The following is an 18,297-nucleotide window of genomic DNA, read 5'->3' as shown; positions in this document are numbered from 1 at the left end:
CCTCCGCCGTACGCTCATGGCCGGACCCTGGCTGGTGCGGCGGCACTTCCAGCTGAGGTTCGTCGGCTCTCCGCCGAAGAGCCTCGCCCAGGAGCTGCGGGACGCCCGCACCTGCGTCACCGAGCACGTCCCCGAGAGGGAACTGCTGAGGGAGCGCACGTCCTGGACCTGATCGCGCCCTCGGCGTGCGCCGTCCGACGGGATGTCCCGCACTGCTCGCCGGGATCGGTCGTCCGCTCGTGGTTCGGGCATCCGTGCGCGTGGCGGGACCCTGGCGAAAGGCGGCGCGCCGGGGGTGCTCACTCCTTCGGGTGAGATCGCCGAGGGGTGTTCCCCCGTGGCCCGTACGGTCGGCAGAATCGACGCGGCCGCAGGGGCGGACCTGTGGGCCGCAGGGCCTTCGGGCGCTGTCGGGGCTCGGGAAGGGCCGTGCATGATCCGTTCCAGGTCGTTGCTCTCCGCTGGCTCCCGGCTCCGCCGGCTGGCCCCGCTCGCTCTTCCCACCGCCTGGGGCGCGGTGGCCGTGGTGTGGAAGTTCGGCTGTCCGCTGGCCCGGCAGCCGGGGCTGCCCATGCGGATCGCCACCAGCGTCGTCTTCCTGACGGTCGGCACCGGGCTCGTCCTCGGCGTCCGGCGGGGGCTCGCCCGCGAGTTGGCCCGGGTGCGGGCCGTCGCCGACGCCACACAGCAGGTGCTGTTGCGGCCGCCGCCCGCCCGGCTCGACGGACTGGCGCTCGCCGCAGGGCAGTTGTCGGCCTCGCCGGGTGCCTCCGTCGGCGGGGATCTGTACGAGGCGGTGGCCACCCCGTACGGCGTGCGGATCGTCGTCGGGGACGTGCGGGGGCACGGGCTCGCCGCGCTCGGTGCCGTGGTGGCCGTTCTCGGGAGCTTCCGCGAGGCCGCCCACGACGAGGCCGAACTCGGCGGGGTCCTGAGGAGGCTGGAGCGGGCCCTCGAACGGCATCTGCGGGAGCGGGCGCGCGACGAGCATCCGGCGCGCAGCGGGGTGGCGCCGGAGCATCCGGTGGCCGAGGAGTTCGTGACCCTGCTGCTCCTGGAGGTCGCGGCCGACGGGCGGCTTTCGGTGCTCAACTGCGGGCACCCCGGCCCGTACCGCATCGGGCGGCGGGTGGAGCGGCTGCCGCTCGGCGATCCGCTTCCGCCGCTCGGGGTCCTTCCGCTGCCCGCCGTGCTCGCGCCGTACGACGGCTCCCGGCTGCTTCCCGGCGAGACGCTGGTCCTGTACACCGACGGGGCGGAGGAGGCCCGTGATCACCGCGGCCGGTTCTTCGCCCTCGACGACGCCCTGGCCGGGATGGCCGGTGAGACGCCCGCGATGCTGGTCCGCCGGGTCCACGCGGCACTTCTCGACCACACGGGCGGCCGGCTCGCCGACGACATCGCACTCCTCGTCGTCCGCAACGACCGTGTCCGGGTGCCGGCGCAGCCCGCCGAACCCGGGCTGCGCCGCCCCCGGCCCGCCCCCTCCTCACACTGTTGAGCGGAGGGGCCTACGCCGGCATCGCCCGCCCCGCCACGGAGTGTCGGGCAGATCAGCGGGGCGGGCGACGCGGACCGGGCGGCCGCACTGTAAGAGGGGGGAGCCGGCGGCCCGGTCGTCGCCTTGCGGCGAGAAGCACAGTCAAGCGGTGCGGGGCCGGGCCGGGCAGAGCACGCGGACCGGAAGAACGGGTACTTCATTCACACCCCGTGCGAAATCGCCCGTCGGGATTCGGCCACGGGCCGTGTCCGACACCCCTAGGCTGAGTTCACCGAGCGACCGGAGGGGGCATGCAGCCCAACACCCTGCTCGACGCCCTGCTCGACGAAGCGGGCGTCTCCCACGCCGGGCTCGCCGCCCGCGTGAACCGGGCCGGCCGGGCCCGGGGGATCCCCCTGCGCTACGAACACACCGCCGTGGCCCGCTGGTTGAAGGGTCAGCGGCCGCGCGGCCAGGTGCCCGACCTGATCTGCGAGGTGCTCGCCGCCCGGCTGCACCGGCAGGTGACCCTGGACGACATCGGCCTCGGAGTGCCGGGCGGACCGCCGCCCGCCTTCGGGACGCCGCTCTCCGGCTTCGTCGAGCGCGCGGCGGCCCTGTGGCGGTCCGACGAGCAGCAGCGCCCGCACATAGTCGGTGCGCAGGCGGTGACGGGCACACCCGCGGTGATGCCGGTGTGGGAGTGGGAGAACCCGCCGGAGGACGTGGACGTCTCCCGCGACGGCCGGGGGACCACGGTGTCGGCCGCCGACATCGCCGTACTGAGCGCCGCCCGGTCCCACTACGAGCAGATGTACCGCAAGGCGGGGGGCATCGCGACCCGCGCCCGCATCGTCGGCTTCCTCACCACCGAGACCGCGCCGCTGCTCCGGGGCGCGTACAGCGACGCGCTCGGCCGGCGGCTGCACCGGGCCACCGGCGGCCTGGTGGCGGTGGCCGGAATCTGCGCGTACGACGCGGACGCGCACGGCCTCGCCCAGCGCTACTTCCACCAGGCGCTGCGACTCGCGAAGGCCAGCGGGGACCGGGGTCTCGGCGCGTATGTCATCGCGCTCCTGGTCAACCAGTCGCTGTTCATGGGGGAGTACCGGCAGGCGGTGGCGTTCGCGGAGGCGGCGCTGCGGGCCGCCGGGCGCCGGATCACCCCTGCGCTCGCCGCCGACCTGACGGCGATGCAGGCGAAGGCGTACGCACATCTGGGCGACGGGGCGGCCGCACTGGCCTGCATCCGGCGGGCGGAGACGGAGGCGGAGCGGATCAGCCCGGGCGCGGAACCGGCGGAGACGGGGTACGTCCAGCCGGGGTTCGTCAACGTGCAGGTGGCGGAGGCCCTGCTCAGTCTGGGGGATCTCCCGGCGGCCCATGAGCACGCCTCGGCGGCGGTCCGGACGCCCTCGCACGACCGGGGCCGGGTGCACCGGCTGGCCATGCTGTGCCAGATCGAGCTGCGGCGGGGCGAGGTCGACGGGGCGGCGCGCACGGCGGTGGAGATGACCGAGCGGGCCAGGGGGATGGAGTCGCGGCGGCTGCGGGATCGCCTGCGGCAGGTGCGGGAGCATCTCCTCGCGAGCGGCGGAGGGGATGCCCGGGAGGCGGCGGATCTCATCGACGGGGCTCTGCGCGTTCCCCTATAGGCCGTCAACTGCTGCGATATTGCCACCAAACAAGCACCGACCAGTCGGAAGGTGGCAAGAACGTGCAGTGGACGAAACTGAGCGAACGCTCTGTCTATGAGAATCGCTGGTTCCAGGTGAACCTCGCGGACGTCGAACTCCCGGACGGCCGCCACCTCGACCACTATCTGATCCGGCTCCGCCCGGTCGCCGTCGCGACCGCCGTCAACGAGGCCGACGAAGTCCTGATGCTCTGGCGCCACCGCTTCATCACCGACAGCTGGGGCTGGGAACTGGCCGCCGGTGTCGTCGAGGACGGGGAGGACGTCGAGACCGCCGCCGCGCGCGAGATGGAGGAGGAGACCGGCTGGCGGCCGGGGCCCCTGCGCCATCTCCTCACCGTCGAGCCGTCGAACGGTCTCACCGACGCCCGCCATCACCTCTACTGGGCGGAACGGGCCACGTACACCGGTCCGCCCGAGGACGCGTTCGAGTCCTCACGGCGGGCGTGGATCCCGCTCGCACAGGTCCCCGACATGATCGCCCGCGGCGAGATCCCGGCCGCCAACATGGCCGCCGGGCTGCTCATGCTCCACCACCTGCGGCTCGGCTGAGGAGCGCGGGGGCCGGGAAGCGGACACGGTGACATGCCGGACGGCCCGTACCTGTGCGTGAGTACGGGCCGTCCGGTGTCCAGGGGGTCAGGAGTACGGGTAGAAGCCCGAGCCCGTCTTCCGGCCGAGCCGGCCCGCGTCCACCATGCGCTGGAGCAGCGGGGGAGCGGCGTACAGCGGCTCCTTGAACTCGGCGTACATCGAGTCGGCGATCGAGGCGATCGTGTCCAGACCGATGAGGTCGGAGAGCTTCAGCGGGCCCATCGGGTGGGCGCAGCCGTACTCCATGCCGTTGTCGATGTCCTCGCGGCTCGCGATGCCCGACTCGAACATCCGGATCGCGGAGAGCAGGTACGGCACGAGCAGGGCGTTGACGACGAAGCCGGAGCGGTCCTGCGCGCGGATCGCGTGCTTGCCGAGCGCCTTCTCGGCGAAGGCCTGCGCACGGCTGATCGTGCCCTCGGAGGTGGTGAGGGCCGGGATCAGCTCGACGAGCTTCTGCACCGGGGCCGGGTTGAAGAAGTGGATGCCGATGACCTGGTCGGGGCGGGAGGTCGCCACGGCCAGCTTCACGAGCGGGATGGAGGAGGTGTTCGAGGCCAGGATGGCGTCGGGCCGGGTCATCACCTGGTCGAGCACCTGGAAGATCTCGGTCTTGACCTGCTCGTTCTCCACGACCGCCTCGATCACGAGGTCGCGGTCGGCGAACTCGCCCAGGTCCGTGGTGAAGCTGAGGCGAGCGAGCGTCGCGTCCCGCTCCTCCTCGCTGATCTTGCCGCGTTCGGCGGCCTTCGACAGCGAGTTGTAGAGCCGCGTACGGCCGAATTCCAGCGCCTCGCCGGTGGTCTCGGCGACCTTCACCTCAAGGCCGCTCCGGGCACACACCTCCGCGATGCCCGCGCCCATCTGGCCGCAACCCACCACTCCGACGCGCTCAATGTCGGCCATGGAGTCCGTCACCTCGTGCCTTTCGCTCTTCTCTGGCGGCGGGCCCCGTGTGATTCCGGTGCGTTCGCCTCGACCCCACGACGTTACCGCTCATTAACCGATGATCGATCGTCCGGGGCGGGCATGCTGTCCGGGTGGGTGTGACGTATCCGACAGAAGAGGGGTACAAGTGCGGCCTATCGGCAGAAGAGGGTTCGTGGCCGGCGCCACCGGAGCGGCGCTCATGGTGACGGGAGCGACAACGGGAGCGGCAGAGGTGACGACGGCCGCCGCCCCCGCGTCCCCGGACCGGGGGAACGGGCCGCACCGAAAGCGCGAGTTCCGGGGCGTGTGGGTGGCCACGGTCGCCAACCGCGACTGGCCCTCCCGGCCCGGCCTGACCGCCGAGGAGCAGCGCGCCGAACTCCTCGCCCATCTCGACAGGGCCGTCGAGCGCCACCTCAACGCGGTGGTCCTCCAGGTCCGGCCGACCGCCGACGCCCTGTGGCCCTCGCCGTACGAGCCGTGGGCCCAGTGCCTGACCGGTACGCAGGGCCGCGACCCGGGCTGGGACCCGCTGGGCACGGCCGTCGAGGAGGCCCACGCGCGCGGGCTCGAACTGCACGCCTGGTTCAACCCGTACCGAGTGGCGAATCACACGGATCCGACCCGGCTCGTCGCCGACCACCCGGCCCGGCTCCATCCGGAATGGGTACTGCCCTACGGCGGAAAGCTGTACTACAACCCGGGCCTGCCCGAGGTCCGCCGCTTCGTCCAGGACGCGATGCTGGACGCGCTGCGCCGCTACGACATCGACGCCGTGCACTGGGACGACTACTTCTATCCGTACCCGGTGGCCGGGCAGGTCTTCGCCGACGACGAGGCGTACGCGCGGTACGGGGCGGACTTCCCCGACAAGGCGTCCTGGCGGCGGAACAACACGGATCTGCTGGTCTCCGAGATGGCCGCCCGGATCAAGGACACCAGGAAGCACGTGGCCTTCGGCGTAAGCCCCTTCGGCGTGTGGCGGAACATCGCCACCGACCCCGAGGGCTCGGACACCTGCGCAGGAGTGCAGACCTACGACGACCTGTACGCCGACACGCGCAAGTGGATCCGCGAGGGCTGGATCGACCACGTCGTCCCGCAGCTGTACTGGAACATCGGCCTGCCCGCCGCCGACTACGCGAAGCTGCTGCCCTGGTGGGACGCGGTCGTCCGCGGGACCGGCGTCGGCCTGTACATCGGCGAGGCGCTCTACAAGGCGGGCGATCCCGCCCAGCCGGCGGCCTGGCAGGACCCGAAGGAGCTGTCACGCCATCTGGAGGTCGCCGCCGCCTACCGGTCGGTCGGCGGGCACTGCTTCTTCGCGGCGAAGGAAGTCGCCGAGGACCGGACCGGGGCGATGGCCACCGTGGTGGCCGATCACTACCCGACCAGAATCCGTCCGCCGAAGGAGAGTGCTCAGAAGGCCTCCGCCTCCGGGTGATGACGTACGACGGTGTCGGGGCCCGGCGACATCAGGGCCTCGTGACCGTCGTCGTCGAATTTCACGCGGTACGGGGGTGTGCCGTTCTCCCCCAGTACCTGCAGAACCTCGGCCGTACGGTCGTGGTGACCGACGGTGCGGCCGTGCACCAGCAGCTTGTCGCCCACGCTCGCCTGCATCAGGGTGACCTCCTCGTGAACGCGCCAGTCCTACTCGGAGTCTCTGTCTGCCATTGTGACCCGCGCCACCCCCATTCGTCGCGTCAGCTCTTCGCCCGCTGGGTGACCGCGATGCAGACGAGGACGCCCACGGCGGCGATCGGGGCGGCGAGAGGCAGCGACTCGCCGAGCAGGAACACCGACCAGAACAGGGTGAGGAGCGGCTGCGACAGCTGGAGCTGGCTGGCCTTGGGGATCCCGATCTCGGCCATGCCCCGGTACCAGACGTACAGGCCGAAGAAGGTGGAACCGGCGGCCACCCACACCAGGCCGATGACGCCGTGGGCGGTGAGGTGGACCGGCTCGATCGACAGCGTCACCGCCGAGGCGACCGCCATCAGCGGCAGGCAGAAGACCAGGGCCCAGCCGATGACCTGCCAGCCCGGCATGAGCGACGCGAGCCGGCCGCCCTCCGTGTAGCCGGCGGCGCACACGAGCAGTGCCCCGAAGAGGTACAGGTCGCCCGTGGACACCGCGCCGCCGCTCTGCTGGAGCGTGAAGCCGAGCACGACGACGGCTCCGGAGACGGCCGCGAACCAGAAGGTACGGGACGGGCGCCGGCCGGTCCGGATCGCGGCGAGCGTCGCCGTGGTGAGCGGCAGCAGGCCCACGACGACGGCGGCGTGCGAGGTGGTGGAGGTCTGCAGCGCCAGCGTCGTCAGGAGCGGGAAGCCGATGACGACACCGCCGGCGACGACGGCGAGGCCGGCCCAGTGACGGCGCTCCGGCAGCGGCACCCGCCCGACGAGGAGGAAGGCGCCCGCGATCAGCGCGGCGAGCGTGGAGCGGACGGCCACCAGGGACCAGGGTCCGAAACTCTCCAGACCCCACACGGTCGACGGGAAGGTCAGCGAGAAGGAGACCACGCCGAGGAGGGCGAGCAGGGTGCCGCGCGTCCCGGGGGCGGACGGGGGCTCCGATCCGGAGGTCGTCCGTCCATCGGTCGGCCGCGTGGCGGCGATCGCGTCCGTGACGTCGGCGGTCCCGGCCGGAGTGCTTCCCTCCGTGGCGGTGACCGCTATCGTCGTGGTGGCAGTAGCGCTATCCTGTGGTCTCATGCATGAGCGTAGCAGTGTCGCGGAACTGGCGGAATCCTTGAGGGCGGAGCTCAACCGCTACTCACCCGGTGGAAAGCTGCCGTCGAGTCGTGCACTCGTCGAGCGCTACCGCGTCTCCCCGGTCACCGTGACCCGGGCCCTCGCCCAGCTCGCCGCCGAAGGCCTCGTCGTCACCCGTCCCGGCGCCGGCGTCTTCCGGGCCGAGCCGCGCGCCACCCCCGTCGCCGGGGACACCTCCTGGCAGGAACTCGCGCTCAGCGCGGACACCGCCACCGAGCTCGTCCCCCGGGCCGTCGACGCCTCCGGAGTCCTCGTCACCCTCTCCGTGCCCCCGCCGGGAGTGATCGAGTTCAACGGCGGCTACCTCCACCACTCCCTCCAGCCCGAGCGGGCCCTCGCCGCCGCCCTCGCCCGCGCCGGACGCCGCCCCGGAGCATGGGGGCGACCGCCCACGGACGGTCTGCCCGAACTGCGCGAGTGGTTCGCCCGCGAGATCGGCGGCAGCGTCACCGCCGCCGAGGTGCTGATCACCGCGGGCGGCCAGTCCGCCATCACCACCGCCCTGCGCGCCCTCGCCCCGCCCGGCACCCCCGTGCTCGTCGAGTCGCCCACCTACCCGGGCATGCTCGCCGTCGCCCGCGCGGCCGGACTCCGGCCCGTCCCCGTACCGGGCGACGCCGACGGGGTCCGCCCCGAACTCCTCGAAGCCGCCTTCCGGGCCACCGGAGCCAGGGTCTTCGTCTGCCAGCCGCTCTTCCAGAACCCGACGGGCACCGCGCTCACCCCGGAACGGCGCCGGGAGGTCGTCCGCATCGCCCGCGCCGCCGGTGCCTTCGTCGTCGAGGACGACTTCGCCCGCCGTCTCGTCCACGAGGACGCGGGGCCGCTCCCCGCGACGCTCGCCGCCGAGGACCCCGACGGCGTCGTCGTCCACGTCTGCTCGCTCACCAAGCCCACCTCGCCCAGCCTCCGCGTCGGCGCGCTCGCCGCCCGCGGCCCCGTCCTGGAACGCCTGCGCGCCATCCAGGTCGTCGACAGCTTCTTCGTTCCCCGGCCCCTCCAGGAGGCCGCCCTCGAACTCGTCGGCTCCCCGGCCTGGCACCGACACCTCCGGGCCGTCTCCCAGGAGCTCAGGAGCCGCCGGGAGGCCATGACCGCGGCCGTCGCCCTCCACCTCCCGGAGTTCGCCCTGCCGCGCGTCCCCTCCGGCGGTTACCACCTCTGGCTCCGCCTCCCCGACACGCTGCCCGAGGCCTCGCTCCTCCCCACGGCCCTGCGCACCGGCGTCGCCGCCGCTCCGGGCCGCCCCTACTTCTGCGCCGAACCCCCCGCCGGGCACATCCGGCTGAGTTTCGCGGGTGTGGCGGGCCCCGCCGAGATCGCGGAAGGGGTGCGCCGCCTGCGGACGGCGGTCGACGAACTCACCGCCTGAGGGGCGGTCCGGTCCGGGCGAGGGCCCGGACCGGACCGCCCGGCGACTTCCGGCAGCGGCAAATTCACCTGACAAGAGCCCGCGCCCCTGGAACCCTGCGGCCATGAACTCCAGCACCACCCCCGCCCCCACCGGCACCACCGTCATGCACGGGGCGTACGAGATCTCAGCCGATCCCGCGCGGATCGACGCGGCCCGCGTCCACCACTGGCTCTCCTCGGACGCCTACTGGGCCCTCGGCCGACCTCGGGAGAAGCAGGACGCGGCCATCGCGGGATCGCTCAACTTCGGCGCCTACCACGGTGAGACCGGCGAGATGGCCGCGTACGCGCGCATCGTCACCGACTACGCCACCTTCGCCTGGCTCTGTGACGTCTACGTCGACCCGGGGGCCCGTGGCACCGGCCTCGGCACCGCGCTCGTCGCCGCCGTCCGCGACCACCTCGCGCCGCACGGCCTGCGCCGCATCCTGCTCGCCACCGCCGACGCGCACGGCGTGTACGAGAAGGTCGGTTTCACGCCACTGCAGAATCCGGACAACTGGATGGCTCTCGGGCAGCAGTGACCCGGCGGCCCTCCGGTCCCGGGAAATGACCCCTTGACCTGGGCGGCCGCCGGCCTCACCATCGCGGCCATGAGTCTTCGGGTGACGCTCGTCGCGGCGGCACGCAGCTCCTCCCTGCTCGCCGAACGTTTCGACGACGACCGGCCGCTCGACGAGGCCGGCTGGTACGAGGTGCAGGTCGCCGCGCCCGCACTCATCCCGCTCGGCGCGGCCGAGCTGCGCTACTGCTCCCCGACCCCGCGCAGCCGTGCCACCGGCACCGCCCTCGGCTACGCGCCCCTCGCCCAGCCCGCGCTGCGCGAGTGCGACATGGGCCGCTGGCGCGGCCTCACCCTCGCCGAGGTCGCCGCCCTCGAACCGGCCGCCGTAGACGCCTGGCTCACCGACGCCCGCACCGCCCCGCACGGCGGGGAACCGCTCCTCGCCTTCATCACCCGGATAGGGAACTGGCTCGACACCCGCCCCGCCGAGGACTGCTCCATCGTCGCCGTCGCCGAACCCTCCGTCGTCCGGGCCGCCCTCGTGTACGCCCTGAGGGCGCCGCCCTCCACGTACTGGAACGTCGACGTCCGCCCGCTCTCCACCGTCACGCTCACCGGCCGCCCCGGCCTCTGGCACCTCCATCTCGACGCCGCCCTGCGCTGAACGACGGGTCGTCTCCCCTCGCAGCGCGGGGGTACGGACACGCCGACGGTACGGAGCCCGGTCGAGCCGCGGCCAGGAGGCGGCCGGCCCCGCCACCGGCGCCGCCACCAGCCCCGCCTTTCCCGGGGCCCCGGACGCCCGGAGCCTCTTCGCCGCGCCCTGGGAGGGTCTCCCGTCGCCGCCGGCGAGCACGCGGAGGGAGAGCGGGACGCCGCGACCGGCTAGCCTGAGAGCACGATGAACCGTTTGACCACGTCATGGGGCGCCTTCACGCTGACCCGCCATCCCGAGGACCCGCGCGATCCGCTGCGGGCCTGGGACGCGTCCGACGAGTACCTCCTGGCCCACCTGGCCGAGAGCGGTACCGACCTGTCCGGCGCCGTCGCCGTCCTCGGCGACCGCTGGGGAGCGCTCGTCACCGCACTCCAGGCCGCCGGCCCCGGCGAGCTCGTCCAGATCTCCGACTCCTACCTCGGCCGGCAGGCCACGCGTGCCAACCTCGCGCGCGCCGGGGCCGCTCCGGACGCCGTCCGGCTGCTGACCACGCAGGACCCGCCGCCCGAGCGGATCGACGTCCTCCTCGTCCGCGTCCCCAAGAGCCTCGCGCTCCTGGAGGACCAGCTGCACCGGCTGGCACCCGCCGTGCACGAGGGCACCGTGATCGTCGGCGCCGGCATGGTCAAGGACATCCACACCTCCACGCTCCGCCTCTTCGAGCGGATCCTGGGGACCACCCGCACCTCGCTCGCGGTGAAGAAGGCCCGGCTGATCCACACCACGCCCGAGCCCGGCATCGCCCCGCGCCCGAACCCCTGGCCGCACCGGTACGCCCTCCCGGCGGACACCCCCGCGCCCGGCCTCCCCGGCCTGACCGTCACCAACCACGCCGGGGTCTTCTGCGCCGACCGCCTCGACATCGGCACCCGCTTCCTGCTCGCGAACCTGCCCGGTGACCTCGGCCGGGCCCGGGTCGCCGACCTCGGCTGCGGCAACGGCGTGGTGGGCCTCGCCATCGCCCTCCACGAGCCCGACGCGGAGCTGGTCTTCACCGACGAGTCGTACCAGGCGGTCGCCTCCGCCGAGGAGAACTTCCGCACCCACGTGGGCGAAGGGCGCAAGGCCGAGTTCATCGTCGGCGACGGGCTCTCGGACCTGCCCGCCGGCTCGGTCGACCTCGTCCTCAACAACCCGCCGTTCCACAGTCACCAGGCCACCACCGACCGCACGGCCCGCCGCATGTTCACGGAAGCGCGGCGCGCGCTGCGGCCGGGCGGCGAACTGTGGGTCATCGGCAACCGCCACCTCGGCTACCACGTGACCCTCCGCCGCATCTTCGGGAACAGCGAACTCGTCGCGAGCGACCCGAAGTTCGTGGTCATCCGGGCCGTCCGTCAGCCAGACCGGGACGACACCGCCTGAGGCATCAGCCCCAGGTACGGGAGCACAGGACGAGCTGGTAGCCGTCGGGGTCGGCGACGGTGACGCCGTACTCGTCCCAGTACGGGTTGTGCGCGGGTACCCGCGTACCGCCCGCCGCGAGCAGCCGCTCGACCTGCTCCTCCTCGACGGGCGCGCCGAGGTAGACGACGAACAGGTCCTCGACGGTGGGGGTGGGCTCCACCGGGTGCTCGGGGTCGCGGGTCAGCTCGAAGTGCCAGCCTCCGCCGGCCGGGCCGACCATGAGGAGGTCGTGCTCGCCGGGCTCCCGCACGGTGGTCCGCCACTGCACGGCGAGGCCGAGCCCGTCGACGTAGAACCGCTCGGCGGCGGCGAGATCCCGCGAGGGGCGGGCGACCCGTACATGGGTCCGCGCTTGGATGATCATGCCCTCCAGGTTAGGCGGGCACGGGTCGCCGGCCCTCGGGGCTCTCCCCCTCCTTCCCCGGAACCGACCCTGACGCGAGGGTCAGGGTTCCCGGTCCCGGCGACCCGGTCACCCCTCCCTCCGCAGCGCCCCACGGCCACGCACCGCCGTCCCCGCCCCCGCCGTCACGCCAGGGTGACGAGCTCCCGGTACTCCTCGCTCCACAGGTCCTCGTCCGCGTCCGGGAGCAGCAGGACCCGCTCCGGGCGCAGCGCGTCGATGGCGCCCTCGTCGTGCGTGACCATCACGATCGCGCCCGGGTAGGTGCCCACGGCTGCCAGGACCTCGTCGCGGGAGGCGGGGTCCAGATTGTTCGTGGGCTCGTCGAGGAGCAGCACGTTGGCGCCGGAGTGGACGAGCGCGGCCAGCGCCAGCCGGGTCTTCTCGCCGCCGGAGAGCACCCCGGCCGGCTTGTCGGCGTCGTCGCCCCGGAACAGGAAGGCGCCCAGCACCGCCCGTACTTCTCCGTCCGTCAGGTGCGGTGCGGCCCCCGCGAGGTTCTCCCGGACCGTACGGTCCCGGTCCAGCGTGTCGTGTTCCTGGGCGAAGTACCCGAGGCGCAGGCCGTGCCCGCGCACGACCCGTCCCGCGTCGGGCGTCTCCGCCCCGGCGAGGAGCCGCAGCAGCGTCGTCTTCCCGGCTCCGTTGAGCCCGAGGACGACCAGCCGGCTGCCCCGGTCCACCGCCAGGTCCACCCCGCCGAGGACGGGGCGTTCCCCGTACGCCTTGGTGAGCGAGACCGCACCCAGCGGCGTACGACCGCAGGGCGCGGGCTCGGGCAGCCGGATGCGCGCGACCCGCTCGGCCGTGCGTGCGGGGTCGAGCCCGGCGAGCATCCGGTCGGCCCTGCGCGCCATGCTGCGGGCCGTCGTCGCCGTCGCCACCCGGGACTTCATGCGGTCCGCCTGCGCGTGCAGCGCGGCCGCCTTCCGCTCGGCGTTGGCGCGCTCGCGCACCCGGCGCCGCTCGTCGGCGTCCCGCTGCGCGAGGTAGACCTGCCAACCGGTGTTGTGGACGTCGAGCGCGGCGCGCCGCGGATCGAGGTGGAAGACCCGGTTGACCGTGTCGGTGAGGAGCCGCACGTCGTGGCTGATCAGCACCAGGCCACCCCGGTGGGCGGTCAGGAAGCCGCGCAGCCAGCCGATCGAGTCGGCGTCCAGGTGGTTGGTCGGCTCGTCGAGGAGCAGGGTGTCCTCCGGGCCGTGACCGGCGAAGAGGATCCGGGCCAGCTCGACCCGGCGCTTCTGTCCGCCGGACAGCCGGCCGACGGGCCGGTCCATCACCTCGGCGGGCAGGCCGAGCCCGGCGGCGACCCGGGCCGCCTCCGCCTCGGCCGCGTACCCGCCGCCCGCCTCGAACGCGGCCTCCGCCCGGTCGTACGCGGCGAGGGCCCGCGCGTCGGGCGCCTCGCCGAGCCGGCGGGCCGCCTCCGCGAGCCGCCGGACGGCCAGGTCGAGACCGCGCGCGGAGAGGATCCGGTCAGTGACGGACACAGTCGGGTCGGCGGCCCGCGAGTCCTGCGCGAGATGGCCGACGGAGCCGGTACGGGTGACGGTGCCGGCGGCCGGGGCGCGCAGCCCGGCCAGGGTGTCGAGCAGGGTGGTCTTGCCGGCGCCGTTGCGGCCGACGAGGCCGATCCGGTCGCCGGGGGCGATGTGGAAGGAGACGCCGGACAGCAGGAGCCGGGCGCCGACGCGCACGTCGGCACCACGAACGGTGATCATGGGATAACGCTCCGAAACAGCAAAGGGACACACGGGTGGCGTGAGAGTGGGTCCGCAGCTAGGAGATTCGGGGCGTAGGCATACGTCGAGGCTAACGGAGCGGGCACCCCGACGCCCCTGAATTTCACCCCGCCCGGGCCCGCCTCCTTCCCGCCCCGTCCGCTCACCCGTCGGGAAAGGCCAGGTCCAGGGCGCGTACCCGGTCCGCCCCTGTCACGATGTCGAGGGCGACGATCCGGTCGTGCCGGAGCGCGAACGCCACCGCGGAGACCGGGGTGCCGGCCGTGAAGGCGACGAGCCCGACGGACCCGTCGACCAGCGCGGGCCTCGCCACGTCGGCGAGGCGGGCGAACGCGGCGGCCGCCTCCGCGACGGCCGGGGCGCCGTGGACCGGACCGCGCGCGGAGTACGCCACGACGTCCGGGGCGAGGACGGCGGCCAGCGCGCGGGCGTCACGCGCGCGTGCGGCCGCGAGGAACCGCTCCACCACGGCGCGCTGCCGTCCCGGCACACCGTCGGTCCGCGCGGTTCCGCCGCCCCGCAGCCGCTCCCGGACGCGCCGGGCGAGCCGCACCACGTCCACGGGGGAGCCGCCGGTGACCCGAGCGGTCTCGTCCGGCGGCAGCCCGAACAGGTCGTGCAGGACGTACGCGAGCCGCTCCTCGGCCCCGAGGGCCTCCAGGGTCACGAGCAGCGCGAGCCACACGGAGTCCCCTCCGGCCCGGGCTCCTCCGTCCCCAGGACCGGGCCGTCCCGCGGCCGCCCGTTCCTGGAGTCCGCGTACGCACGCCTGCCCCACGTGGGCCGCCAGCCAGGCCCGTACGGCGGCCGTGCCGTCCCGCCCGAGCTCCGCCCGAGCCGCCGCGAGCACGTCCTCGGCCTCGGCCCGCGACCCCATCATGCGCAGGGCCACGCCCCGCAGCTGCTCCTGATCGGCGTCGAAGTGCCTGGTCAGAGCGGTGAGCAATGTGTCGTCGTGCATGGGGCCTCACTCCTCGTCGGTTCCGTCACCGCCTTGACGCGAGGGCACCCCCCGATGTGACACGCGGCGGCCCCTGTGACTTAGTGCTTCAGTTGGCCCCTTCGGCCAAGTAGCTGCTCAGCTGACGGCGCCGGGCCGGAGAGCTTGGTCATCCGCGTGTTAACTGCCGTTGAGGCCCCATGCATCGAGTCCGCCGTAGATATGGGCCCTCAGGCAGTGGGGGGCGTCAAAGCCTGAGGCTTCGCCGCGGTAGACGGCGATCAGCGAATCCTTGCCCCGCCACCAGGTGTCAGCGAGGCCCTGGACTTCAGGTACCGGCTCGAATCCGTCAAGGTCCAGCTCATCGACGGCACTGCCCTTGATCTTCGTGATGGTCTTGGCCCAGTAGCTCGCGTGGTCGGCCAGCGCCAGGGCTTCCACCCATCCCTCTGCGCTGGCGTGCAGCGGTGTCCAGCGGTCAGCGTCGATCCCGAACTCTCCTCCCGGCCCGATCATGAACCCGTGAGCCATGGAGACGCGACAGCCGCCGGCCGGGAACCGCCATCCGTCCGCGGCCGAGCCTTCGGGAACATCGGCTTCCAGAACGCGCGGGCCACCCTCGTATGCGGGGGCCGGGGGCAGAGCGATGCCGCCCCAGCGCTCTTGGAAGGCCACGGCCCGGTCGATCTCGGCAGCCGGTATCCCCCGTTTGAGCCATACCTCCCGACAGAGCGTGAGGTCGCGGCGGGGAACCCGCAGCCCGTGCCCCTCGACGAAGTATCGGGCTCGGCAGCTCAGGCCTTCTGGCGCCCGAGGGGTCAGCGGCACTCGTGCGTCCCCCGTCACTGCTGCCTCCTGCCGCGGGAGGGGTGCAGCACTGCCGCGGCGATCTCCCGTACGCGGTCCTGGGTGATCCCCGTGCGCTGTTCAACGGCGAGAGGGTGGTCGGTAGGTTCGAGCTCGATGAAGGGGCGCTGGCCGATCGGGCGGGTGTGGACGTTGGTCTTGAGGTTGAGGGTCGTGGGCGAGTAGACCGGCAGGTCGGTTGTGAGCCAGCCGAAGTACGGCTTCTCGGACTCCCGGCCTGGCGTGTCCCACACGTCCGCCGCGCGGGAGAAGTTCTCGCGACTGAGAGACACCCAGGCACCCCAGGAGAACACCTCGTCGCTACCGATCACCGGTATCTCGATCAGGCCTTTGACGAAGTAGTGCTGCGCCTGGATCACGCACTGGTCTGACGAGAGCAGGCAGTCGTCGGCGTCAGCGAAGGTCGGATCCCAGACAGCTGGGGCCTCGGCCGTGTAGTTCATGGGCAGCTCAGGGTGGTGCGCGCCGCAGCACGAGCAGGCGAATCCGAGATCACTGGTCATGACGGGAGCCTAGTGATCGGCTTCGGTGCAACCGGTCGGCACCCACCTGCTGGCCCGCCTTGCTGCGCAGAGCCTAGAGCTCAGGCGGGCCAGCTCGTGATGGCCTCGCGCGCTGGTGCCCAGACGCGTTCGAACTCGGCCGACGTAATCTCGGCTGCGGAGTCGGTCTCCTGCCAGCCGTCCAGGCTGCCCTCGGCGAGGATGCCGTACTTGTTTTGGTAGACGGCCATTGCGGTTCGGTCGCCGCGGTCGCGGATGTCGAGGACCTCGCTCAAAGCCGCTGCGGTCACCGGCTTCAGAGTGGGGCCCTGGAGATCGACATGGCGGAGTGCCCAGCCCTCGGCGTCGAGCTCGAAGTAGGACCAGGTGTCGAGATCGTCGTAGTAGGAGCGTATCCATCGCGTGCCGCTGATTTCCGGGGCCCTCGTCTGTCGCGGTGGAGGGTCAGGGGAAGGTTGTCGAGGGAGCCAAAGCCGCTCTTGTGCGCGGGGAATCGGCGCACCCGCGTCGATCTGCCGAGCCAGCGAGTTTGCGTGTTCGACGAGAAGCTCTCGCAGCTCAGCGTAATGGGGCAGGGCATCGGGCCGGGTCAGCTGAAACCAGGTGGTGTGACGCCGATTCGCCCAGGCGCGTTGAACGTGCTCCGTCTTCCCGGCCTCGATGGGACGGGGAGCGAAGAGATGTTCGCCTCGAGTGACGCAGCTCCAGATGAAGATGGAGGCGTCCTGCCGTTTGCGGTCATCGAGCACCGGCTGCGTGGACCCTGCGGTGGGCGGCAAGCGGTTGATCAGCGCTTGCCATTCACCGCGGCTGAGGTTCCAGTCCTCAAGGACCGAGCGGCGGTATTGATAGTCGACGGGGTCGGTCTCGGCGGCCAGCTGGTCGGCGAGGTCATGCAGTGCCTTCTCGAAGGCTGCCGGGCCTTGTAGGGCGCGTGACCAGCGGTGCGCGTCGTTGGCCGGGGTGAACTGCATCCGTCCGGGCGAGATCCCGAGGAACTCGGCTGCTTCGTTCATGGAGCCTCCGGAGACCCAGTGAACGAGGCGGACGGCAGCAGTCCGCCGCAGGATCTTGGGGGTGATGCCTTCCAGGTGACTGAAGTGCTCCTCGAACCAGCGGGGCTCGAGAAAGGCCGGGATGTGTTCGGGCCCGTAGTCGCTGCGGAACATGCCAGTCAGTCCGTGGGAGCCACTCGCGCGCCGGAACGTGCGCGTCAGCGGTTCTGCCCCCGCGTGGCGCACCCGTGCCGAGCAGGAACTTTCCATGCGGTTGAACAGACGCCCCCAGGCGTCTCTGGGCATGCGGTTCCTGCGGGAGGACTCGACGAGCAATTCTGCCAGCGTGTTCCGCAGGTCTTGCGCCTTCAGGAGCGTGTGGGACGCGCTGAGGAGTGCTGCGCAGAGGGCGGCGTCACGTGGCGGCGTGTGGAGCACACGCTTGCGCTCGCCAGCGGTGTTCCCCACGACCTGGGCGTCCTGGACGTACGTATTCATCAGCGCAACGACGTCTTCGTCGACAAGTGACCGGGTTTGTGGCCACGAAGAGGTCACCAGTGCGGCGATGAGTCGCAGATCGGTGAAGTACTGCGAGGCATCCTCGGGGGGACGATCTGAGGTGAGCAGACCGAGGATGTGTGCTTGAAGACTGAGGAGCCGTCCCGTGGGTTGGAGCGCTGCCCTGCTGGGCGTCCTGTCCAGCCTGGTGCCACATGCCGGCGTTTTGCGTTTGGCGGGAGATGGCTGGGCGGGTTGTCGGCGGCACTGGGCCGGATGCAGGGCGAGGTCGTTCGCTCGGTGAATCAGGGCGTCGGTTCCGCTTTCGGCGCCGCCGCATCGTCGGCAGTGGTGCTCGAGATAGCGCTTGTGATCCAGGCAGGCGAAGACGACCGGGAGATGCCATGCCTTTTGCCACGCACCTCCGAGTTGCTTCTGGATGGGCGAGGCGTCCCCGGCCAGGCACTTCGGGCAGTGTCGAGGGCTGATGAAAAGCCACGGATCCCGCCCGGCCCGGGTGGATGGTCCGCCGGAGACGCCGACCGGCGGGTAGCGCTCCTTCCAGCCGGCCAAGGTGAGTTCCATGACCTCGGCCAGGCTGAGCCTTGTCGCGCGGGCGAAGGCGACGGCGTCGCTGGGATCGAGTTCCAGTAGAAGTCTGTGGCGGATGTGGCCGCCAGCGGGCTCGGAACGGCCGTCTGCCATGCGAGCAATATGCAGTGGGGGAACGCTGAGCCGGTGTGAGAGACGCAGGATGAACCCCGGAAGCGACTCGCCGGTGAGCGGAACCAGGCTTCGAGGAAGCGGATGCACGGCTCGTCTC

Annotated in this window: 18 protein-coding genes; 9 read left to right on the top strand and 9 right to left on the bottom strand. The window is 72.3% G+C overall.

All coding sequences use genetic code 11. The features are described 5' to 3' along the window. Nucleotides 1-16 precede the first annotated feature (16 nt). From ACFWWU_RS28325 to ACFWWU_RS28310, 4 genes are all read left to right on the top strand, one after another. A complete protein-coding gene (locus ACFWWU_RS28325; protein ID WP_384149093.1) occupies nt 17-172 on the top strand; it encodes a hypothetical protein in 156 nt (51 codons plus the stop codon). A 261-nt stretch (nt 173-433) separates the two neighbouring features. Continuing rightward, nucleotides 434-1,501 (top strand): PP2C family protein-serine/threonine phosphatase, encoded by a 1,068-nt coding sequence (locus ACFWWU_RS28320; protein WP_384149091.1) that lies wholly within the window; start codon nt 434-436, stop codon nt 1,499-1,501. A 290-nt stretch (nt 1,502-1,791) separates the two neighbouring features. After that, nucleotides 1,792-3,135 (top strand): transcriptional regulator, encoded by a 1,344-nt coding sequence (locus ACFWWU_RS28315; protein WP_384149089.1) that lies wholly within the window; start codon nt 1,792-1,794, stop codon nt 3,133-3,135. Between the two features lie 62 nt (nt 3,136-3,197). Beyond that, nucleotides 3,198-3,728, top strand: coding sequence for an NUDIX hydrolase (locus ACFWWU_RS28310; RefSeq protein ID WP_384149087.1), 531 nt, complete (start codon nt 3,198-3,200; stop codon nt 3,726-3,728). Between the two features lie 87 nt (nt 3,729-3,815). On the opposite strand, the gene ACFWWU_RS28305 is transcribed toward ACFWWU_RS28310, so the two are convergent. Further along, nucleotides 3,816-4,676 (bottom strand): 3-hydroxybutyryl-CoA dehydrogenase, encoded by an 861-nt coding sequence (locus tag ACFWWU_RS28305; protein WP_384149086.1) that lies wholly within the window; start codon nt 4,674-4,676, stop codon nt 3,816-3,818. A 196-nt stretch (nt 4,677-4,872) separates the two neighbouring features. On the opposite strand from ACFWWU_RS28305, the gene ACFWWU_RS28300 reads away from it, so the two are divergent. Further along, entirely contained in the window at nt 4,873-6,144 is a 1,272-nt protein-coding gene (locus ACFWWU_RS28300) for a glycoside hydrolase family 10 protein (RefSeq protein WP_384149084.1), read from the top strand. Here the strand turns inward: ACFWWU_RS28300 and ACFWWU_RS28295 are convergent. Both ACFWWU_RS28295 and ACFWWU_RS28290 read right to left on the bottom strand, forming a co-directional pair. Further along, nucleotides 6,120-6,323, bottom strand: coding sequence for a DUF1918 domain-containing protein (locus ACFWWU_RS28295; RefSeq protein ID WP_384149082.1), 204 nt, complete (start codon nt 6,321-6,323; stop codon nt 6,120-6,122). The two genes, ACFWWU_RS28300 and ACFWWU_RS28295, sit on opposite strands and share 25 nt — an antisense overlap. Before the next feature lie 83 nt (nt 6,324-6,406). Further along, nucleotides 6,407-7,420, bottom strand: a complete 1,014-nt coding sequence (locus tag ACFWWU_RS28290; RefSeq protein WP_384149080.1) for a DMT family transporter — start codon at nt 7,418-7,420, stop codon at nt 6,407-6,409. On the opposite strand from ACFWWU_RS28290, the gene ACFWWU_RS28285 reads away from it, so the two are divergent. From ACFWWU_RS28285 to ACFWWU_RS28270, 4 genes are all read left to right on the top strand, one after another. Next, nucleotides 7,419-8,852 carry a PLP-dependent aminotransferase family protein gene (locus ACFWWU_RS28285; protein WP_384149078.1) on the top strand — a complete coding sequence of 478 codons (1,434 nt, stop codon included), beginning with the start codon at nt 7,419-7,421 and terminating at the stop codon, nt 8,850-8,852. The genes ACFWWU_RS28290 and ACFWWU_RS28285 overlap by 2 nt on opposite strands. A gap of 103 nt (nt 8,853-8,955) precedes the next feature. Beyond that, nucleotides 8,956-9,417 carry a GNAT family N-acetyltransferase gene (locus tag ACFWWU_RS28280; RefSeq protein WP_384149076.1) on the top strand — a complete coding sequence of 154 codons (462 nt, stop codon included), beginning with the start codon at nt 8,956-8,958 and terminating at the stop codon, nt 9,415-9,417. Nucleotides 9,418-9,486: 69 nt separating this feature from the next. After that, nucleotides 9,487-10,062: a histidine phosphatase family protein gene (locus tag ACFWWU_RS28275; protein WP_384149074.1), complete on the top strand. Its 576-nt coding sequence runs from the start codon at nt 9,487-9,489 to the stop codon at nt 10,060-10,062. 237 nt (nt 10,063-10,299) lie between these two features. Further along, nucleotides 10,300-11,481: a methyltransferase gene (locus tag ACFWWU_RS28270; RefSeq protein WP_384149072.1), complete on the top strand. Its 1,182-nt coding sequence runs from the start codon at nt 10,300-10,302 to the stop codon at nt 11,479-11,481. A gap of 4 nt (nt 11,482-11,485) precedes the next feature. Here ACFWWU_RS28270 and ACFWWU_RS28265 read toward each other — a convergent pair whose 3' ends face one another. From ACFWWU_RS28265 to ACFWWU_RS28240, 6 genes are all read right to left on the bottom strand, one after another. After that, the gene (locus ACFWWU_RS28265; RefSeq protein ID WP_384149070.1) at nt 11,486-11,887 is read right to left on the bottom strand and encodes a VOC family protein; all 402 of its coding nucleotides are present in this window, start codon (nt 11,885-11,887) and stop codon (nt 11,486-11,488) included. Nucleotides 11,888-12,051: 164 nt separating this feature from the next. Then, nucleotides 12,052-13,650 carry an ABC-F family ATP-binding cassette domain-containing protein gene (locus ACFWWU_RS28260; RefSeq protein WP_384149068.1) on the bottom strand — a complete coding sequence of 533 codons (1,599 nt, stop codon included), beginning with the start codon at nt 13,648-13,650 and terminating at the stop codon, nt 12,052-12,054. Nucleotides 13,651-13,813: 163 nt separating this feature from the next. Further along, nucleotides 13,814-14,632, bottom strand: coding sequence for a DUF4440 domain-containing protein (locus tag ACFWWU_RS28255; RefSeq protein ID WP_384149066.1), 819 nt, complete (start codon nt 14,630-14,632; stop codon nt 13,814-13,816). Between the two features lie 159 nt (nt 14,633-14,791). Further along, complete coding sequence (locus tag ACFWWU_RS28250; protein WP_384149218.1) at nt 14,792-15,439, bottom strand: hypothetical protein; 648 nt, start codon at nt 15,437-15,439, stop codon at nt 14,792-14,794. A gap of 14 nt (nt 15,440-15,453) precedes the next feature. Further along, nucleotides 15,454-15,921, bottom strand: a complete 468-nt coding sequence (locus ACFWWU_RS28245; RefSeq protein WP_384149216.1) for a DUF2199 domain-containing protein — start codon at nt 15,919-15,921, stop codon at nt 15,454-15,456. Between the two features lie 140 nt (nt 15,922-16,061). Beyond that, complete coding sequence (locus tag ACFWWU_RS28240; RefSeq protein ID WP_384149064.1) at nt 16,062-18,287, bottom strand: TniQ family protein; 2,226 nt, start codon at nt 18,285-18,287, stop codon at nt 16,062-16,064. Between the last annotated feature and the right edge of the window lie 10 nt (nt 18,288-18,297).

The sequence above is a fragment of the Streptomyces sp. NPDC058650 genome (genome assembly GCF_042717315.1).
GTDB lineage: Bacteria > Actinomycetota > Actinomycetes > Streptomycetales > Streptomycetaceae > Streptomyces.
This window is presented reverse-complemented; position numbering and strand designations above follow the sequence as displayed.